General features: G+C 54.4%; 10 protein-coding genes. 9 read left to right on the plus strand and 1 reads right to left on the minus strand.

Translation table 11 applies throughout. The features are described 5' to 3' along the window. Positions 1–87 precede the first annotated feature (87 nt). From glmM to R3C20_00090, 4 genes are all read left to right on the plus strand, one after another. Entirely contained in the window at positions 88–1449 is a 1362-nt protein-coding gene (glmM, locus tag R3C20_00075; GenBank protein ID MEZ6038867.1) for a phosphoglucosamine mutase, read from the plus strand. 311 nt (positions 1450–1760) lie between these two features. After that, positions 1761–6038, plus strand: coding sequence for a ThuA domain-containing protein (locus R3C20_00080; protein ID MEZ6038868.1), 4278 nt, complete (start codon positions 1761–1763; stop codon positions 6036–6038). Between the two features lie 180 nt (positions 6039–6218). Next, positions 6219–6773, plus strand: coding sequence for a response regulator (locus R3C20_00085; protein MEZ6038869.1), 555 nt, complete (start codon positions 6219–6221; stop codon positions 6771–6773). A gap of 98 nt (positions 6774–6871) precedes the next feature. Next, entirely contained in the window at positions 6872–10708 is a 3837-nt protein-coding gene (locus R3C20_00090) for a S8 family serine peptidase (GenBank protein MEZ6038870.1), read from the plus strand. 77 nt (positions 10709–10785) lie between these two features. Here the strand turns inward: R3C20_00090 and R3C20_00095 are convergent, their stop codons facing one another. Next, a complete protein-coding gene (locus R3C20_00095; protein ID MEZ6038871.1) occupies positions 10786–11517 on the minus strand; it encodes a class I SAM-dependent methyltransferase in 732 nt (243 codons plus the stop codon). Between the two features lie 344 nt (positions 11518–11861). Here R3C20_00095 and R3C20_00100 point away from each other — a divergent pair, with 344 nt between their 5' ends. From R3C20_00100 to gcvPB, 5 genes are all read left to right on the plus strand, one after another. Continuing rightward, a complete protein-coding gene (locus R3C20_00100; protein MEZ6038872.1) occupies positions 11862–12374 on the plus strand; it encodes a low molecular weight protein arginine phosphatase in 513 nt (170 codons plus the stop codon). After that, a complete protein-coding gene (rpiB, locus tag R3C20_00105; protein ID MEZ6038873.1) occupies positions 12371–12856 on the plus strand; it encodes a ribose 5-phosphate isomerase B in 486 nt (161 codons plus the stop codon). The genes R3C20_00100 and rpiB overlap by 4 nt, the downstream gene beginning before the upstream one ends. Before the next feature lie 39 nt (positions 12857–12895). Further along, complete coding sequence (gene gcvH / locus R3C20_00110) at positions 12896–13282, plus strand: glycine cleavage system protein GcvH (protein ID MEZ6038874.1); 387 nt, start codon at positions 12896–12898, stop codon at positions 13280–13282. 178 nt (positions 13283–13460) lie between these two features. Then, positions 13461–14831, plus strand: a complete 1371-nt coding sequence (gene gcvPA, locus R3C20_00115) for an aminomethyl-transferring glycine dehydrogenase subunit GcvPA (protein MEZ6038875.1) — start codon at positions 13461–13463, stop codon at positions 14829–14831. Then, a complete protein-coding gene (gene gcvPB / locus R3C20_00120; GenBank protein ID MEZ6038876.1) occupies positions 14828–16288 on the plus strand; it encodes an aminomethyl-transferring glycine dehydrogenase subunit GcvPB in 1461 nt (486 codons plus the stop codon). The genes gcvPA and gcvPB overlap by 4 nt, the downstream gene beginning before the upstream one ends. Positions 16289–16292 lie beyond the last annotated feature (4 nt).

A 16292-nucleotide genomic window follows, 5' to 3' on the forward strand; every position in this document is an offset into this window, starting at 1 on the left:
GAATGCCTTGCGGCGGTAGCTCGAAGACATTCAAGGGGTTGTCCCCTTGTATTCAGCCGAATGACTTCGGCTATGGAGGAAAACGGAGTGTCGACTCGCATCTTGAGTATTTCCGGTTTGCGTGGAATCATTGGTGACGGACTGGATCCGGTCTATGCATCGCAGTTTGCTGCAGCGCTGGGAACCATTTTTTGCGGCGGCAAAGTTGTTGTTGCTCGCGATGGGCGATCGACGGGTCCAATGCTCTACCACTCCGTCGTGTCAGGACTGCTTGCGACCGGATGCGAAGTTGTGGATGCCGGGATTTGCACCACGCCGACATGTGGAGTTCTGGTGAAGCATTGCAATGCCGCCGGGGGCTTGCAGATTACCGCCAGTCATAATCCTATCGAATGGAACGGATTGAAGCCCTTCGCACCAGACGGGTCGGTTTTTAACCGTGAACTGGGGCAGCAATTACTACAGATTCTGGAGACCGGCGACATCGCATGGAAGGACTGGGCTGGCCTTGGACAGGTCACGACGTTGGCTGACCCGGCATCACCACATATTGACAAAGTCTTGAAGCTGGTCGATGTCGAGGCGATTCGCAGGAAAAAATTCCGCGTTGTTCTTGACTGCAATCATGGCTCTGGCGCTACGTGTGGGCCACGACTCCTGCAGGAACTTGGTTGTGAAGTTATTGTGCTGGGGGGCACTCCGGACGGCCGGTTTGAACACATTCCGGAACCCGTTGAGAAGAACCTGGGGGAACTCTGCCGGGCTGTTGTTGAACACAAAGCGGATGCCGGCTTCGCACAGGACCCGGATGCGGACCGACTGGCAATTGTTGACAATACGGGGCACTACATCGGTGAAGAACTGACGCTTGCGCTGGCTGCCGATTACGTTCTGGAACGTCGAAAGGGACCTTTTGTTGTAAACGGGTCGACAAGTCGAGTGACGGCGGACATTGCCGCCAAACATGGCTGTCAGTTCCACCGTAGCTTTGTTGGTGAGGCACACGTTTGCGCAAAGATGCGTTCCGTGCAGGCGGTGCTTGGTGGTGAAGGCAATGGCGGCGTCATCGAGCCAGCCGTCGGCTATGTCCGCGACAGTCTGGTCTCTATGGCCTATGTGCTTGCTGGGATGACAGAGAAGAAGAAAAGCCTGGAGAAGTGGGCTGACTCATTGCCTTTTTACACCATCGTGAAAGACAAGATCACTTGCCCTCCGGAAGCAGTACCTGCGGCCTGCGATGCGCTCCGAAAAGCGTTCGGTGATGCTGAAGCCCGTGACGGAGACGGATTGCGGCTGGACTGGCCGGACCGCTGGGTCCAGGTGCGTGCCAGTAACACAGAGCCCATCGTTCGTGTGATTGCGGAAGCGCCCGAAACAGATGATGCTGTCTCGCTGTGTGATCTCGCGATGAAAGTGGTAGAGAATTCGGTGGGGCCATACCTTGCCTGACTGGGCATTGCAGATCGACGTTGAAAGTGATTTCGTTTGCAGGGACGCGACGAATTTTCGGCAGGTCTCTCACGTTGTCGATCCGGAGGCAGGTCTGCAGGACTTGAATTACTGACGCTCTCCTTTCCGAATACGTTCGACCCATCCTTCACAGATTCAACGGGCCAGTGCGCCGGGGGCGTTGCCATTTGACCATTGGTGTCGAATGATGCACGATTCGCCAGCGGCCTGATCTGCACCCATGGTGCATGGGCAAACCGTTAGAGAAGTTGTCCTTGCCTGTGAACAGTCATCTTTCTGAAAGACATTCGATGAAGATTCGTTCTCCATTCGTCATCGGAATTGTTTGTGCGTATTTGTTTCTTCCGTGTTCTCAGGCGTGGCTGGTCCGAGCTGACGATCTTCCGGTCACAGAAGGCCTGCTCGTTCGACTTGAGTTTGCGAAGACGTCTGAAGTCACAGATCCAGCGGACCGTGTTTCCGCGTGGGATTCCAGTGCAGGAAGTCCCCTTCGGTTCTCGCAGCCAAACGAGAAATTTCAACCGAAATCATTGCAGATCGAAGGAAGGCGCATCGCTCGTTTTGATGGGTTGGATGACTATCTGCGCGTGGATGCCACCGGAATGAAGTCCGCCTCTGTCAGTTTGTTTGTCGTCGCAGCTCCGCACTCCAACGCGGGGGATTTCCGTGGACTCTTCGCAGCGAATGCTTCAGGTGAGAGGGATTACGTTTCAGGTCTGAATATCGATCTGGGGCCGGGTCCGGGGCGCGCTCTTGATATGATCAATATTGAAGGCCGGGGATTTGGAGGGGCTCGGGATCTCATGGAGTCTTCGCTGAATTTCGGAACGTTGCATACCTTTGAAGTCGTGATCGATGCGGAAACAAAAGTGGTTCGCAGTCTTATCGATGGCAGGCTCGAAGGTACACGACCGTGTGACGGATCGGAATTGTCGCTGGATGAACTCACACTGGGAGCTCGATACTACACCAACGGTCCGGGGGCTCAGCAGGTACGGGCACCATTTGAGGGTGATATTGCTGAAGTGCTGCTTTACGGTCGAGCTCTTCCCGAAGCAGAAGCTCAGGCAGTTCGCGGGTATCTGAAGTTGAAGTATGCCGCGGTGGCCAGCGCGTTGCCAAAGACCATCACACGAGATCCTGCCCTGGGAGTGGAGCTCGTGAAAGTGGAGAAGCCTCCCGCAGTACAAGTCCTGGTGCCAGGATTTGAAGTTGACGAGTTACCACTGCAGCTCACGAACTGTAATAACGTCCGATACCGGGAAGACGGAAAACTTGTGGCGCTTGGTTACAACGGAGATATCCATCTGTTGACGGATACAAACGGAGATGGTCTGGAGGATGCCGCGGAAGTCTTCTGGAAGAATGAGGGCAGCATTCGCGGCCCGATTGGAATGTTGCTGACGCCACCAGGGTATAAGAAAGGTCGTGGCGTTTTCGTTCCGTCGAAGGGGAAGGTTTCTTTGATTGTCGATACGGACGGGGACGACAAGGCGGATCAGGAAATTGTTGTCGCATCGGGCTGGAATGAAATTCCCCAGAACGTCGATGCGTTAGGTCCGGCAATGGACAGGGACGGGAATCTGTATTTTGGTCTGGGTGTCGCCAATTTTGCCAACGCTTATCAGGTTGGTGACGATGGGAAATCACAATACAACATCAGGGCCGATAACGGGACAATTCAGAGAGTGTCGGCTGATTTCACCAAACGTGAATCGGTTTGTACCGGGATCCGTTTTCCCGTCGCTCTGGCGTTTAATCATCTGGGTGATTTATTCTGTACGGAACAGGAAGGGGCGACCTGGCTGGCTAATGGCAACCCTCTGGATGAGCTGCTTCACATTCGTCTGAATGAGTCTTCAGATGCGACTCCTAATCCAAACGGGAAACGCCATTTTGGATTTCCCCCGCGACATCCGGACTACAACCCGGGTATTGTTGACGAGCCATCAACGTTTGATTTTGGCCCACAGCATCAGTCCACATGTGGAATGGTGTTTAATGAACCTGTCAACGGTGGCCCCGTTTTTGGCGCTGAATGGTGGCAGCATGATGCGATTGTGTGCGGCGAATCACGAGGCAAGATCTGGCGCACTCAGACCGTCAGGACGCCGGTTGGTTATGTTGCAGATTCGCAGTTGATTGCTTGTTTGCAGATGCTGACCGTTGATGCGTGTGTGTCACCGGATGGCAGCCTTGTTATTGCCTGTCACAGTGGTCCGCCCGACTGGGGAACCGGACCTACCGGGACGGGAAAACTGTTTCGTGTCCGACAGGTTCGGAAGAAAGCTCCGCGTCCCGTTCGAACCTGGGCCGCCGGGCTGCAGGAAATCCGGATTGCATTCGACCATCCGATTGCACCGTCATCGCTGAGGGGCGCGCTGGATCAGATTGTCGTGCAATACGGCGAACATGTTCGAGCCGGTGATCGCTTCGAAACTCTGGTCCCGCCTTATGCTGTTGTCCGTGCGCAGCAGCTAAAGCCTCGATTTGAGTTGCCGGTGGCAGGCGTAACCCTGACAGCAGATTTGAAGACTGTGATTCTGCATACATCACCGATGAACAGTGATGTTCACTATTCTGTGACTTTACCGTCGGTGATTGGTCTGGAGGAGCAAGAATCCGGCTCATGGCGGGATCACGGACAGTTTCCTCAACACAAACAGATCGACGTCGACCTGGCGCTGCGTGGTGTCCATGCATCATGGAAGGGGATCGACGACGAACATGGGCCTCAGAAATCAGAGACTCCGTCTGACGAGGGACAGGCTGGAAATCACACCGGAATGATTCACTCCGGGGAGATTGTCGAATCCTGGACGCTGCCGCACGCAGATCTGAACGTGAGTCTACAAATGCTGGCGGCATCGGCTGAGTCTGAAACCCTGGTCAGGGCAATTTCAAGACCGGGCATTCTGACTCTGGAAACTCAGCTTAACCTGTATGATATGCTGCGTCCGGCGATCCAGCCCGGTGCATCTATTGACTATGCATGGCCCGATGAAATCGTAACGGTGACTGTCACTTCCACGCAACAGATTGTGGTTCAGGCCACGACATCAGGTGCACAGCCCACGGATCTGGCGGTTCGATGCGGAACGACACCAGATGGAATTTATACGGCCGTTTTTGAGTCTCCGGCAAATGTCAAAGAGCCGATCAGACTGACCGTTGAAATGACCACTGCTGCTCGCGGGGACGAAGCACCGATTCCCGGACTGACGATGTACTGGCACACGAATGAAGATTCCAGTCCTCGCCCGTTTCCGCTGCATCGATATATTCTTCCCTGGGTGAATCCTGCTCGAGGACGCGATACTGATGAAACGTTTTTTTCGAACTCAGACCTGGCGGAACTTCAGGGGGGGAGCTGGGGCAGGGGGAGGCGAGTGTTTCGGAGTGAGGCTGCTGGTTGCTTCAAATGCCATGAAGTAGGGGGGACGGCTTTATCATCAATCGGTCCTGATCTGCGCAATCTTGTCCATCGCGATTACGCTTCGGTCATTCGTGATATTGCAAATCCCAGCTATGCGATCAATCCCGATTATATTGGGCATACGATCGAGCTGAAGGATGGTCTGGTCCTGACAGGGGTGCTTCGAACGGTCGGCAATCAGCTGCTTCTCGGGGATGCACAGGGCAAAACGACAGTGTTGACAAACAAAGAAATTGAAGCCATGTACCCGTCTCGAGTTTCGGTGATGCCGCCGGATTTAACGAAGAAGCTTTCGCAGCAGGAACTGAAGGATCTGCTGACGTATCTTCTGACCCCACCGCCGGCAATGCCTCTGCAGTCGCCATTGAACGCCCCACCATTGAGGACACAGGCTGAAGTAGCGGCTGCGCTAGCCGGATCTGCGGGTCCTCCCGGGGTGTACCGACCACTGAAGATGGTTCTGGTCGCGGGCCCGAAGGATCATGGGCCTGGCGAGCATGACTACCCCGCATGGCAGCAACAGTGGGAAGAATTACTGACAGGGGCAGAGGGGGTCACTGTCGATGTGGCGTGGGAATTTCCGAATGAAGAACAACTGGCATCTGCCGATGTTGTTTTGTTTTTTCAGAAAGGCAGCTTTGGCGACACGCGCCCAGAGAAGCTGGATGCGTTTCTGAAAAGAGGTGGCGGGGCTGTTTATATCCACTGGGCGGTCAATGGAAACGATCAGGTCAGCGAGTTTTCCAGACGCATCGGTTACGCTTCCTGGGGAGGCCGGATCTCATATCGTCATGGTCCCTTGACGCTGGATATTCATAATACGGACCATCCTGTGGTTCGGAACTTCGAACAGCTTCAGTTGTATGATGAGAGCTACTGGAAGCTGACCGGGAAACCAGAGGATGTCACTTTATTGGCAACCAGCACAGAAGACGGCATGGCAACGCCCCAGATTTGGGTACGCGATCATAATCCGGGGCGAGTTTTTGTGAGCATACCTGGTCATTACAGCTGGACGTTTGATGACCCGCTCTTCCGAATCCTGATGCTAAGAGGAATCGCGTGGAGTGCCGGCGAGCCCGTCGACCGATTCAACGACCTTGTGACACCGGGGGCGAGATTGTTGAGATAACTTGCGAAGAATTGGAGGTTTCCGTTCCTGTACATTCGACTGGCTATGTCTGGGGTATTGTCCTGCTTGCAGACTGTAAATGGGGCTACGGGAGGTCCGGGGTTGCGGTTACCCTCGAGGACTGCGTAAAGTTGGTGAATGTTCCCGCAGAGGCTGGTTGTAACACAGGGAGGTCAAATGGTGCATCGAATTCGCAATCAACTCAATTTGATTTCACTCGCATCTCGCCATATCGCGGATCTCGTAGCATCGCATGAAATCGTGCGGGCAATGGAAGTGGCAGAACAGGTTCAGTTGGCCACCGCAGGGTTGCAGTCAACGCTCAGCCAGATGCACGATCTGGAAGCAGGGCACGACTTGAAACGAGTGCTCGTTGTGGAAGACGACAGCATCCAACGCAGGATGATAGCTGAGGCGTTTCGGGAATCAGGTTATTTCGTTGCTGAAGCTGATAACGGCAACGGAGCAATTGAGTATCTTTACAGTGCGGCTCAGCCTGATGTCATCATTACAGACTTATCGATGCCCAGTTGTTCAGGTTGGGAATTGTCGCGAGTTGCTCGAACCAGCCCGGTTTGCCGAGGAGTTCTGCTGGTGTCATTATCCGGCAACGCGGTCCCGGCCGCGACTGAAGGTTTTGACCTTACGGTGGCCAAGCCCGTGGACACAAAGGTCATGATCGCACAAATCGACCAGTTGCTGGCCAGCCGAGATGGAGAGCGAGACGCGGCATAGGCGAATTCTTCGGTGTTGTTGGATTGCCGGTTGGCCATCGTCTTACTTCTGGTCGCTCAGGTCCATCCACAGGCCGCCATGTGCAGAAATCCGGCAAAATGAGCTTAACAGTGCGAACATTGAGTTGCTTGCTGTCGAAGCTGTGCGCCGTTTCTTCAGGTCGAACGCGGCGACTGCGATCAAAGTCTGCTTTCGTCTCGGAACCCCTGGAAGTTCGCGTTCTGTTGTCGGCATCGGAATGGGGTGCACGCTCGGTTTCAGGTGACGGTGCTTCTGTTTCGAGCAACACGGGCACAACCATTCTAAATGGAATTGATATCAATCAGTTTATCGGGGTTGATGCGTTCCGTGAGGCCGGCTTCACCGGGACGAATGCGGTGGTTGCGAATATCGAAGGCGGCCACATTTGGAACGGGCACGAATCACTGACGCATGTGGATGGGTTTGTTCAGGATTCCGCGAATCCAGGCTCGCAGACGGGAGATTTTGATCGCCACGCCACGTGGGTCGGGATGTTGCTGGCCGGGAAGTCTGCTGGAGTGGCCTTCAACTATCAGGAGGGAGTTGTGCCGGATGCCCGACTTTATTCCGGGGCAATTGCCACAACTTGGTCCGGTGAATCGTTTACTACCGCATTCAACTTCAACAGCAACACATTTCTGACACCATATGAAGATCTGATGTCGAAGGGCGTTGGCGGCGACGCTGTGACTGCCGATGTGATTAACAGCAGCTGGAACAGTAATGATCCCACGGCATCCGCATCAGGCATCTATTCGAGGGCAATTGACGCCCTTGTGAATGACACCGGCAAGACCGTTGTATTTTCCGCGGGTAATACTGGGGCCGGGCCAAACTCTGTCGGGGGGCCAGCAGCCGGGTACAACGTTATTACAGTTGGTGCCCTTGGCAATGACACGGATCTGCCACCATGGCAGTCAGTTGCAGGTCTCAGCAGTCGTGGATTCAATGACCTGTTTATTCCTGACGTCTCTGCTCCAGCCAATATACACGACGCTGCTCAGGGAACCATTCTGCCTGAAGTACGTTCTGTGATAGACATCGTCGCCCCCGGTATTGGAATCACATCTGCGCTGTACACGGGGGCCACCGGAGGAAACATTGGTGGAGGTGATTCGACACCGGGCAAGGCTGACGCTTACACGGGCAACCTTCAGGGAAGCAGTTTTGCTGCACCTTTAGTTGCCGGTGGTGCAGCCTTGATGGTCGATGCCGCGAAGACGATCTTCGGAAGTTCTTCCACTGCCATGGATGGCCGGATTATCAAGTCCATTCTCCAGACGTCTGCAGACAAGATACCCGGCTGGTCAAATCGTCCGACATTGATCAATGGAATTCATACAACCACTCAATCACTGGACGAAGATTCGGGGGCTGGGAGGTTAAACCTTGCAAGAGCGAAAGAATTGCTTCTGGACGGAACCACAGATCTGCCTGGTGATTCATCGGGTCCTGTTCAGGCCAATGGCTGGGATTTGGGGAGGGTCAGTGAAGCCGCTGTTTCGGACTACCCCATTCAGAATGTCCTGGAAGCCGGTACACCACTTATCGCTACGCTGAACTGGTTTGTCGATCGCATCATTACTGACGGGGGAGTGACGACTGAGTCGAGTTTGGACAATCTGGATCTGGAGTTATGGCTGACTGACAATGGTGTGGCTGCCAGAAAAGTAGCTGAGTCTCGCAGTTTGTATAACAATGTTGAACACCTGAGTTTTGCGGTTCCTGAGACTGGGACCTATCTGCTTCGGGTACGCTGGTCAGGAGAAATCTGGGATCTCAACAACGATGTGAATACGGAGACCTTTGGTTTGTCCTGGACAACAACCGGACTCGTGGATGGTGGTGCGCCTGTTGCTCATGCGACTGCGGAAGATGTCTTTTTGCAGGGCCCGCAGGATCAGTTGATCTCGGTGCAGTTTCTGGATGACACGGGTATCAATACGAATACGATTTTGAGTTCCGCTGTGTACGTGAAGGATGCCAGTGATGCTGTTCATTATCTGACTCTGCAGTCAGTCGATTCGAACCAGACTTATGATCCTTTCGTCACTGCCGTATTTGTCATGTCTGCTCCCGGCGGAACCTGGGACTCTACCGATGATGGGTTGTACCGTGTTTTTCTGAACGATGGGGTCGTCGAAGATGAACTGGGCAACACGATCGAGGGGGGGCAAATTGGTCTCTTTAACACGCAGATTGTCCAACGGATAGGGCCGGACAGTTTTGGTTATGTTGCTTCTCCGGTAACATTCAACTTTGAAGATATCAGCGAAACCGGAGTTCCCATTCTTCAGGGCCTGGATGATGCGACACATCTTCTGACAGATCACGCGCTGGGTGATTTTTCGTTCTCTTTTTACGGGGCGACCTGGCATGAACTCTTTGTGAGCACAAACGGATTGTTGACCTTTTCTTCGCCGGTCGCTTCTGCTGCAAATACAGACCTCTCGACGTTTTCCGGACAGTCGGCTATTGCGGTGTTATGGGACGATTTATCCTCCTATGGTCCGAATGCTGCTGTTTACTGGCAACTGCTGGGACCTCCAGGCGCGCGCAGACTCATCCTGCAGTGGGATCAGGTGGAGTATCTGCATGCAGGTGGGAACATAACGTTTCAGGTGGTGCTCGATTCTTCGGATAACAGCATCCAGATGAATTATCTGGATTTGGATGGTGGTGACGCAGGCCACAATGAAGGCCTGTCTGCGACAGCGGGGCTCCGATCCGGTGATCCACTGTCGACGACACTCTTGTCGTCGTTTAATGGATCGAGTTCCGTCTTTGTTGCGAGCCATCGGAGCGTCCGGTTCTATGATCCTCGCCCCGTTGCTCCATCGATTACCACGCCGGGCACTTATGACTTGCGCACGTTTACCCCGGAATTCAGATGGAGCGAGTCGCAAGGGACTGAGCAATACGAGATCTGGGTCAATCGACTGACAGGTGAGACCGCGCGCGTGATACACGCGTTTGTTGGCGAAACAATTTTCACTCCGTCACAGCCAATGGCGATGGGATTGTATCGCGTCTGGGTGCGGGCAATTTCTGCTCAGAATGATCGATCCAGCTGGAGTACTCCGTTTACGTTTCGGATCAACGCTCCTGCGGAAATAACGCCGCTTCAAAGATTGCAAAAGACCGCTCGTCCGCTCATCGAATGGGAAGTTGTTCCGGGAGCATCGACCTATGAGATCTGGATCAACAATCTTTCTAACCACGCATCCGCGGTGGTTTACAAATCCGGGCTCACTTCAACCACATTCGAGCCTGAACAGGATTTGCCATTCGGGCAGTATCGGGTCTGGGTACGCGCTACGGATGAAGGACAACGGCCCGGGGCATGGTCCGACCCTGTGGATTTTGTGGCAGCCTACTGGCCGACGCTGACCGCGCCATCTGCAGTCGTGACGTTTAATCATCGACCTCAATTCGAGTGGACTGTTCTGGATGGAGCAGCCTCCAGTCAGATCTTCGTACGAAACACATTCACAAAGGAAGTGATCTTGAATCAGCCGGTCTCTGCCAACGGCGTATGGACGTCCACGGTGGATTTGCCTCGTGGCGAATACGACTGGTGGGTGCGAGGTGTCACGCTTGATGGCATTGCCGGATGGTGGAGCTACGCTGCACGATTCTCGGTCGCCGGATCGCCGGTGTTGACGATGCCAGCCGGGACGGTCCCGTCAACGCCACTCTTCAGCTGGAAACCCGTTGAGCTCGCCCAGCACTACACACTGGTCATTCATTCAATGGGAGGTGGCCATGATTCGATCACGCTGAACAATCTCTCGGGCACTCAGCATTCCACCACGACGCTGGCATCCGGAGTCTGGCGAGTCTGGGTTCGCGCGGTGAGTGGCACGGGAGAGCTCAGCTGGTGGAGCCGCCCGGTGGACTTCACCGTTGAATAGGATAGAGCATACTGGTGAGGCGCCGGGTCCAGGGATGTTTTGCATCGTCAGTGCGGAAGTGAGTTGCGCGGCATAGTTCAGGTGCTGGAGGATACTGGTTTTCGTAATTCCACCAGAATTCCGCCAAGTCGCAGCAGTTGATGAATCCGCGTAAACCAGAGCTCACGGTCCCAGACAAGTCCGGTAAGTTCGCATGCATTCTTCAGCTCTTCGCGGCTGAATGTTCTGCACTTCCATGTATGGCTTGTGAGGATTCCGGAGAAGGAGTCTTCTGTGGCCAGCAGCAAAATTACCCCGCCCGGCCGAAGTACACGAGCGAATTCTGCAAGCCCGGGTAACGGGTCCGGAATGTGTTCCAGGACGTAACCACAGGTGATGCAGTCAAAGGAATTGTCGCGGAAAGGCATCTGCATCATGTCTGCGGCCACGAAGGAGGGCCGTGGTGAGCCAAGTCGCTCTCGGGCGCGGCGCAGCATTTCTGCGGATAAGTCAAATCCCACGATTTCGGCATCAGGATGACTGGTGTCGAGCAGATGTCGAATGATTTGCCCGGCGCCGGAGCCAACGTCGAGGATTCTTCTGAACGGTCTGGCATCAAACCGACCGGAACGGAAGAGCGAGCCCATGAGCGGTTCATGCAGCGAAATAATGCTGCTGAACTTAAGGACAGCTCCTCGAGGGCCGTCATAGAGCCGCCGGACAGATGACTGGTACTGCGTGAGCGACTGACGCCGAATTCCTCGAAATTCGGCGAGACGCCGGACGTGTTTCTTCGCGCGATGGCGAAGTTTCGTGACAGCGTTTTTCAAGTTGCAGTAGGCTCCTGAAAGTGATGACGGTTCCGCTGGGTTCACTGGTGGGACGAGTGAACTTGACGCAACCAACCAGGATTTTCAAGCGTACAAGGGTTGGCCCTGACCTCTTATCGCATATCGGGTTTTAGCCAGGAATGAGCGAGTCGAACGAGGGAATTCGGTTGTCGATCAGTCGAATTGGCAGGAGGAAAGCGGTTACGCGGCTTGCGAATCGGCATAGTTCACGCCATGATCTGCGTGCAAAAATCCCCCTTTTCAGGTTCACTGCCCGCGGAAAGCGATGGTTGGTGCCGAAATGTCGGGCAGATTCGCCTGAAATCTTCAGAAAGTCCAGATTCGTGAGCGTCGGTAGCCAGGGAAAAGACGCCGTGTTGCGTGTGTTGTTCGTTTGTACGGGCAATACGTGTCGCAGTCCGATGGCTGAAGCCGTGTTTCGGAAACTTGCTGCCGAGAAAATTGGATGTCGGGAATGGGAATTGCGTGATCGGGGCGTGGATGTGTTTTCTGCAGGAGTTGCCGCAGCTGAGAACTTCCCGGCGTCTCGTGAAGCAATTGAAGCCGTGAAGGACTACAATCTCGATCTGTCGCAGCACCTCAGCCAGCCGGTCACTGTCGAGATGCTTGAGAAATGTTCGCTGGTGCTGACAATGACCAGCCGCCATCTGGATGCGGTCCGCAGGGGTTGTCCGGCTCGGGCGGATCGCATGTTCCTGTTAAGTAAGGCCGGTTGTGATGTCTCCGATCCAATAGGGCAGGGGTTGCCGCAGTACAAAGACTGCATCGACGAAATCTCGGACAGTATAAGAATCTGGGTTGATGAATTGTTCCAGAAAGAGCTCAGCGAAAAATGAAAATTGGAATCGCCAGTGACCATCGTGGTCTTCAAATGAAGAACCGACTTTTGCAGTTGCTGGGCACAATCGAAGAGGTCACCGAGACCAGAGATTTTGGTCCGGACGACACCGTCAGCGTCGACTACCCGGACTACGCATCGCGCGTTGCGAGCGCGGTTTCGACGGGTGAGGTGGATCGCGGTATTTTGATTTGCGGCACCGGGATAGGGATGTGCATCACCGCAAACAAATTCTGCAAAGTACGGGCAGCCACATGTCACGACATCGTAACGGCTGAGTATAGTCGGCTCCACAACGATACCAACGTGCTTTGCCTTTCGGCGGACCAGCTCAGCGATCAGCTTGCGGATCAGATTGTCCGCATTTGGCTTCGGACCGAATTTGAAGAAGGTCGTCACGCCCGGCGATTGCTGAAGATCACTGAAATTGAAAAGCAAAACGCCAGCGTTAGTGGCGAAACTGGTAATTCCTGTTGTTGAACCTGTCTTTCCCTGTCTTTCGATTCACGAGCCCAGAAGATGAAGCCTGAAGATCTCCATTTTGCGAAGACTCACGAATGGGTCGCTGTCGAAGGTGACGTTGCCACGATTGGAATTACTGACTTCGCAGTCAAATTGCTGACCGACATTGTCTTCATGGAGTTGCCGTCTGTCGGGAAATCGGTGTCTCAATCTCAAACCATGGGCGAAATTGAGAGTGTGAAAGCAGTGAGTGACCTGTACGCTCCTGTCAGTGGTGAAGTGATTGAGGTGAATTCGGACCTGCCCGATAACCTGGCTCTGCTGAGCGACAGTCCATTTGAGCGAGCATGGATTGCGAAGATCAGAATGTCATCACCTGCGGAAGTCGCAAGTCTGATGAACCGTGCGGCGTATGTTCAACATTGCGAATCTGAAGGTCACTAGCGGATTTTGCGTGCCGGGTCCCTATCATCTGCTGCTCCCGGATCTCGGGCGTTGGTCTTAGAGTTACGTCTCCGCAGCGTTTTCCGGCAGACAGCGCGTGAGGCTCTGCTTCTCGTTTGAGGCCTCTCTTGTTGCCAATCTCCGGGGCCGTCTTTCTATCTTCCACAGGATTTCAGCCGTGGCTTATCTGTTTGACACTCCCGAGCAGCGGGAGAAAATGCTGGCTGCCATAGGGGTTGCGAGCATTGATGAGTTGTTTCGTCAGATTCCCGAAACGCTTCAGCTGAAACGAGAGCTGGATCTGCCGGAGCCTCTTTCGGAGTTGGCGCTTCAGCAGCAGATGGAGCAATTGCTGACTCCGTCGGTAAGAACTCCCGTCTGTTTTCTCGGCGGAGGCGTTTATGATCACTTCATCCCCGCAGTGGTGGATGAAATCGCGTCTCGCGGCGAATTCTACACTGCCTACACTCCGTATCAGGCGGAGGCAAGCCAGGGGACTTTGCAGGCGTTCTATGAATATCAGACATTGATTTGTCAATTGACGGGAATGGAAGTCTCGAATGCCAGCCTGTATGAGGGCGGTACCGCGGTAAGCGAAGCGGTCTTCATGGCGATGCGGGTGAATGGTCGACATGGAAAAGTCGTCGTCGCCGGCTCGCTCCATCCGGAATACAGGGCCGTTCTGGAGACATACCTGGCAGAGACGGAGACCAGAATTGTCACCGTCCCCTGCAGGGATGGAGTAATTTCGCCGGAAGATGTGGCGAGACTGGTTGATGATCAGACTTGTGCCGTTGTGATGCAGCAGCCGAATTTCTTCGGCTGTATTGAGGATATCAGTGCAATCACTGAAGTGGCGCACACCGGGGGTGCATTGGCGATCCTCTCCTTTGATCCCTTCAGTCCGGGTCTACTGAAACGACCAGCTGACTACGGAGTCGACGTTGCTGTCGCAGAAGGTCAGCCTCTCGGTACCCCCCTTCAATATGGTGGGCCGCTTTTGGGTGTCTTCACGTGCCGAAATGAATACGTCCGGAAAATGCCCGGTCGTCTGATTGGACGCACGACAGATCGGAATGGTAAGGACTGCTTCGTACTAAATCTGCAGGCTCGTGAACAGCATATCCGTCGCGACAAGGCGACCAGCAATATCTGTACGAATCAGGGGTTAATCGCTCTGCGAGCGACAATATTCCTTTCCGTTATAGGCAAAAATGGCCTGATCGATGCTGCCCGACTGTGCCATCAGAAAGCTCGTTACGCGGCTTCGGGATTATGTTCGCTCGATGGTGTTGAACTCTGTTTCCAGCGCCCATTCTTCCGTGAATTCGCATTGCGACTTCCGGTTGCTGCCAGTGATCTGATCCAGGACCTGGCCGAGCGTGGTTACAACGTGGGTCCCGAGCTTTCCCGTTTTGACATCCCGGGTGTTGATGCCCCGGAGAGATGCCTGCTCGTTGCGCTCACTGAGAAGCGAACACGCCAGGAGATTGATGACCTCGTGCATGCTGTTGGTCAGTGCCTTGAAGTTCGGAAGGCTGTGCAATGAGAAACAATGATTTCACCCGACTCTTGTTCGATCTTTCGAAAGCTGGACGGGGAACCAGGGTCTATCCGGGATCGGATGTGCCGCCGGTCGACGACGTTCCGGAAATTGGAGCGGATTACATTTCCTCTCGACCAGCAGAATTGCCGGAGTTGGCCGAGGGCGATGTTGTACGGCATTTCGTGAATCTGTCGACTCGGAACATGAGCGTCGATTCACACTTCTATCCGTTGGGCAGTTGTACCATGAAGTACAACCCCAAGAGGCATGAACGTCTGGCGCGCCTTCCGCTTGCAGCGAACAGTCATCCATATCAGCCTGTGAAACAAATTCAGGGGCTCCTGCAGGTGCTGTTCGAACTGCAGACCATGCTGGCGGAGATTTCAGGATTGCCCGCCGTTTCACTTCATCCGGCCGCTGGCGCGCAGGGAGAGCTTGCGGCACTGTTAACCGCAGCCGCCTACTTCCGAAGCCGGGGCGAAAAGCGGACTCGAGTGCTGTTTCCGGCCAGTGCTCACGGAACCAATCCGGCCAGCGCGGCTCTGGCAGGGTTTGAGTGTGTCCAGTTGAACGGTGGAGCTGGTGGTTTTGTTGATCTGGACGAACTGAAGAAAACGGTGGATGGACGCACCGCCGTATTCATGATCACGAATCCCAACACGCTCGGTCTGTTCGAACGGGATATCTCTGCCATTTCGAAAGTGCTGCATGATGCCGGCGGACTCGTGTATATCGACGGCGCAAATATGAATGCCATTCTCGGCAAGACTCGACCCGGTGACTTTGGTGGTGACATGATGCACTACAACGTGCACAAGACCTTCACGGGGCCTCATGGTGCGGGCGGGCCGGGCGCCGGGCCGATCGCTGTGAGGGATTTTCTCGCAGATTTTCTGCCGTCCCCGGTTGTAACATTTGACGCACAATCCGGACTGTACTCTCTGTCTTCGCCTGCCCGATCCATTGGTCAGGTGCGAACATTCTTTGGCAACGTCGGTATTCTGCTTCGTGGTTATTTCTACCTGCGAACGTTGGGGGGCAGGGGGTTAAGAGAGGTTTCCGAGCAGGCTGTGCTGAATGCGAATTATCTCCTCAGCCAGGTGAAGGATTTTCTGGACGTGCCTCATGGCGACCGCTGCATGCATGAGTTTGTTGCAAGTGCAAGGCGACAAAAGTCTGCAACAGGTGTTACCGCAATGGACATTGCGAAGCGGCTGCTCGATTACGGCTATCATGCTCCCACTGTGTACTTCCCGCTGGTGGTGGAGGAAGCCATGATGATGGAACCAACAGAGACGGAGTCACTGGAAACACTGGATGCATTTGCTTCGGCCCTCCGCGCAATTTGCAATGAGCCACCGGAAACGGTCAAGGCGGCGCCGCACACAACCGCTGTTTGTCGTCCGGATGAAGTGGGAGCTGCCAGAAAGCCGGTGCTTTGCTGGTCGCCGGGCTGTTGACCTA

This window comes from Planctomycetaceae bacterium (assembly GCA_041398825.1).
In the GTDB taxonomy this organism is placed as follows: Bacteria; Planctomycetota; Planctomycetia; order Planctomycetales; family Planctomycetaceae; genus F1-80-MAGs062.

What these genes read in the sequence shown, in the direction of transcription:
- R3C20_00090 (MEZ6038870.1), top strand. Translation starts at nt 6,872, where the DNA reads ATGAGCTTAACAGTGCGAACATTGAGTTGCTTGCTGTCGAAGCTGTGC.
- gcvPB (MEZ6038876.1), top strand. Translation starts at nt 14,828, where the DNA reads ATGAGAAACAATGATTTCACCCGACTCTTGTTCGATCTTTCGAAAGCT.
- gcvH (MEZ6038874.1), top strand. Translation starts at nt 12,896, where the DNA reads ATGAAGCCTGAAGATCTCCATTTTGCGAAGACTCACGAATGGGTCGCT.
- R3C20_00080 (MEZ6038868.1), top strand. Translation starts at nt 1,761, where the DNA reads ATGAAGATTCGTTCTCCATTCGTCATCGGAATTGTTTGTGCGTATTTG.
- rpiB (MEZ6038873.1), top strand. Translation starts at nt 12,371, where the DNA reads ATGAAAATTGGAATCGCCAGTGACCATCGTGGTCTTCAAATGAAGAAC.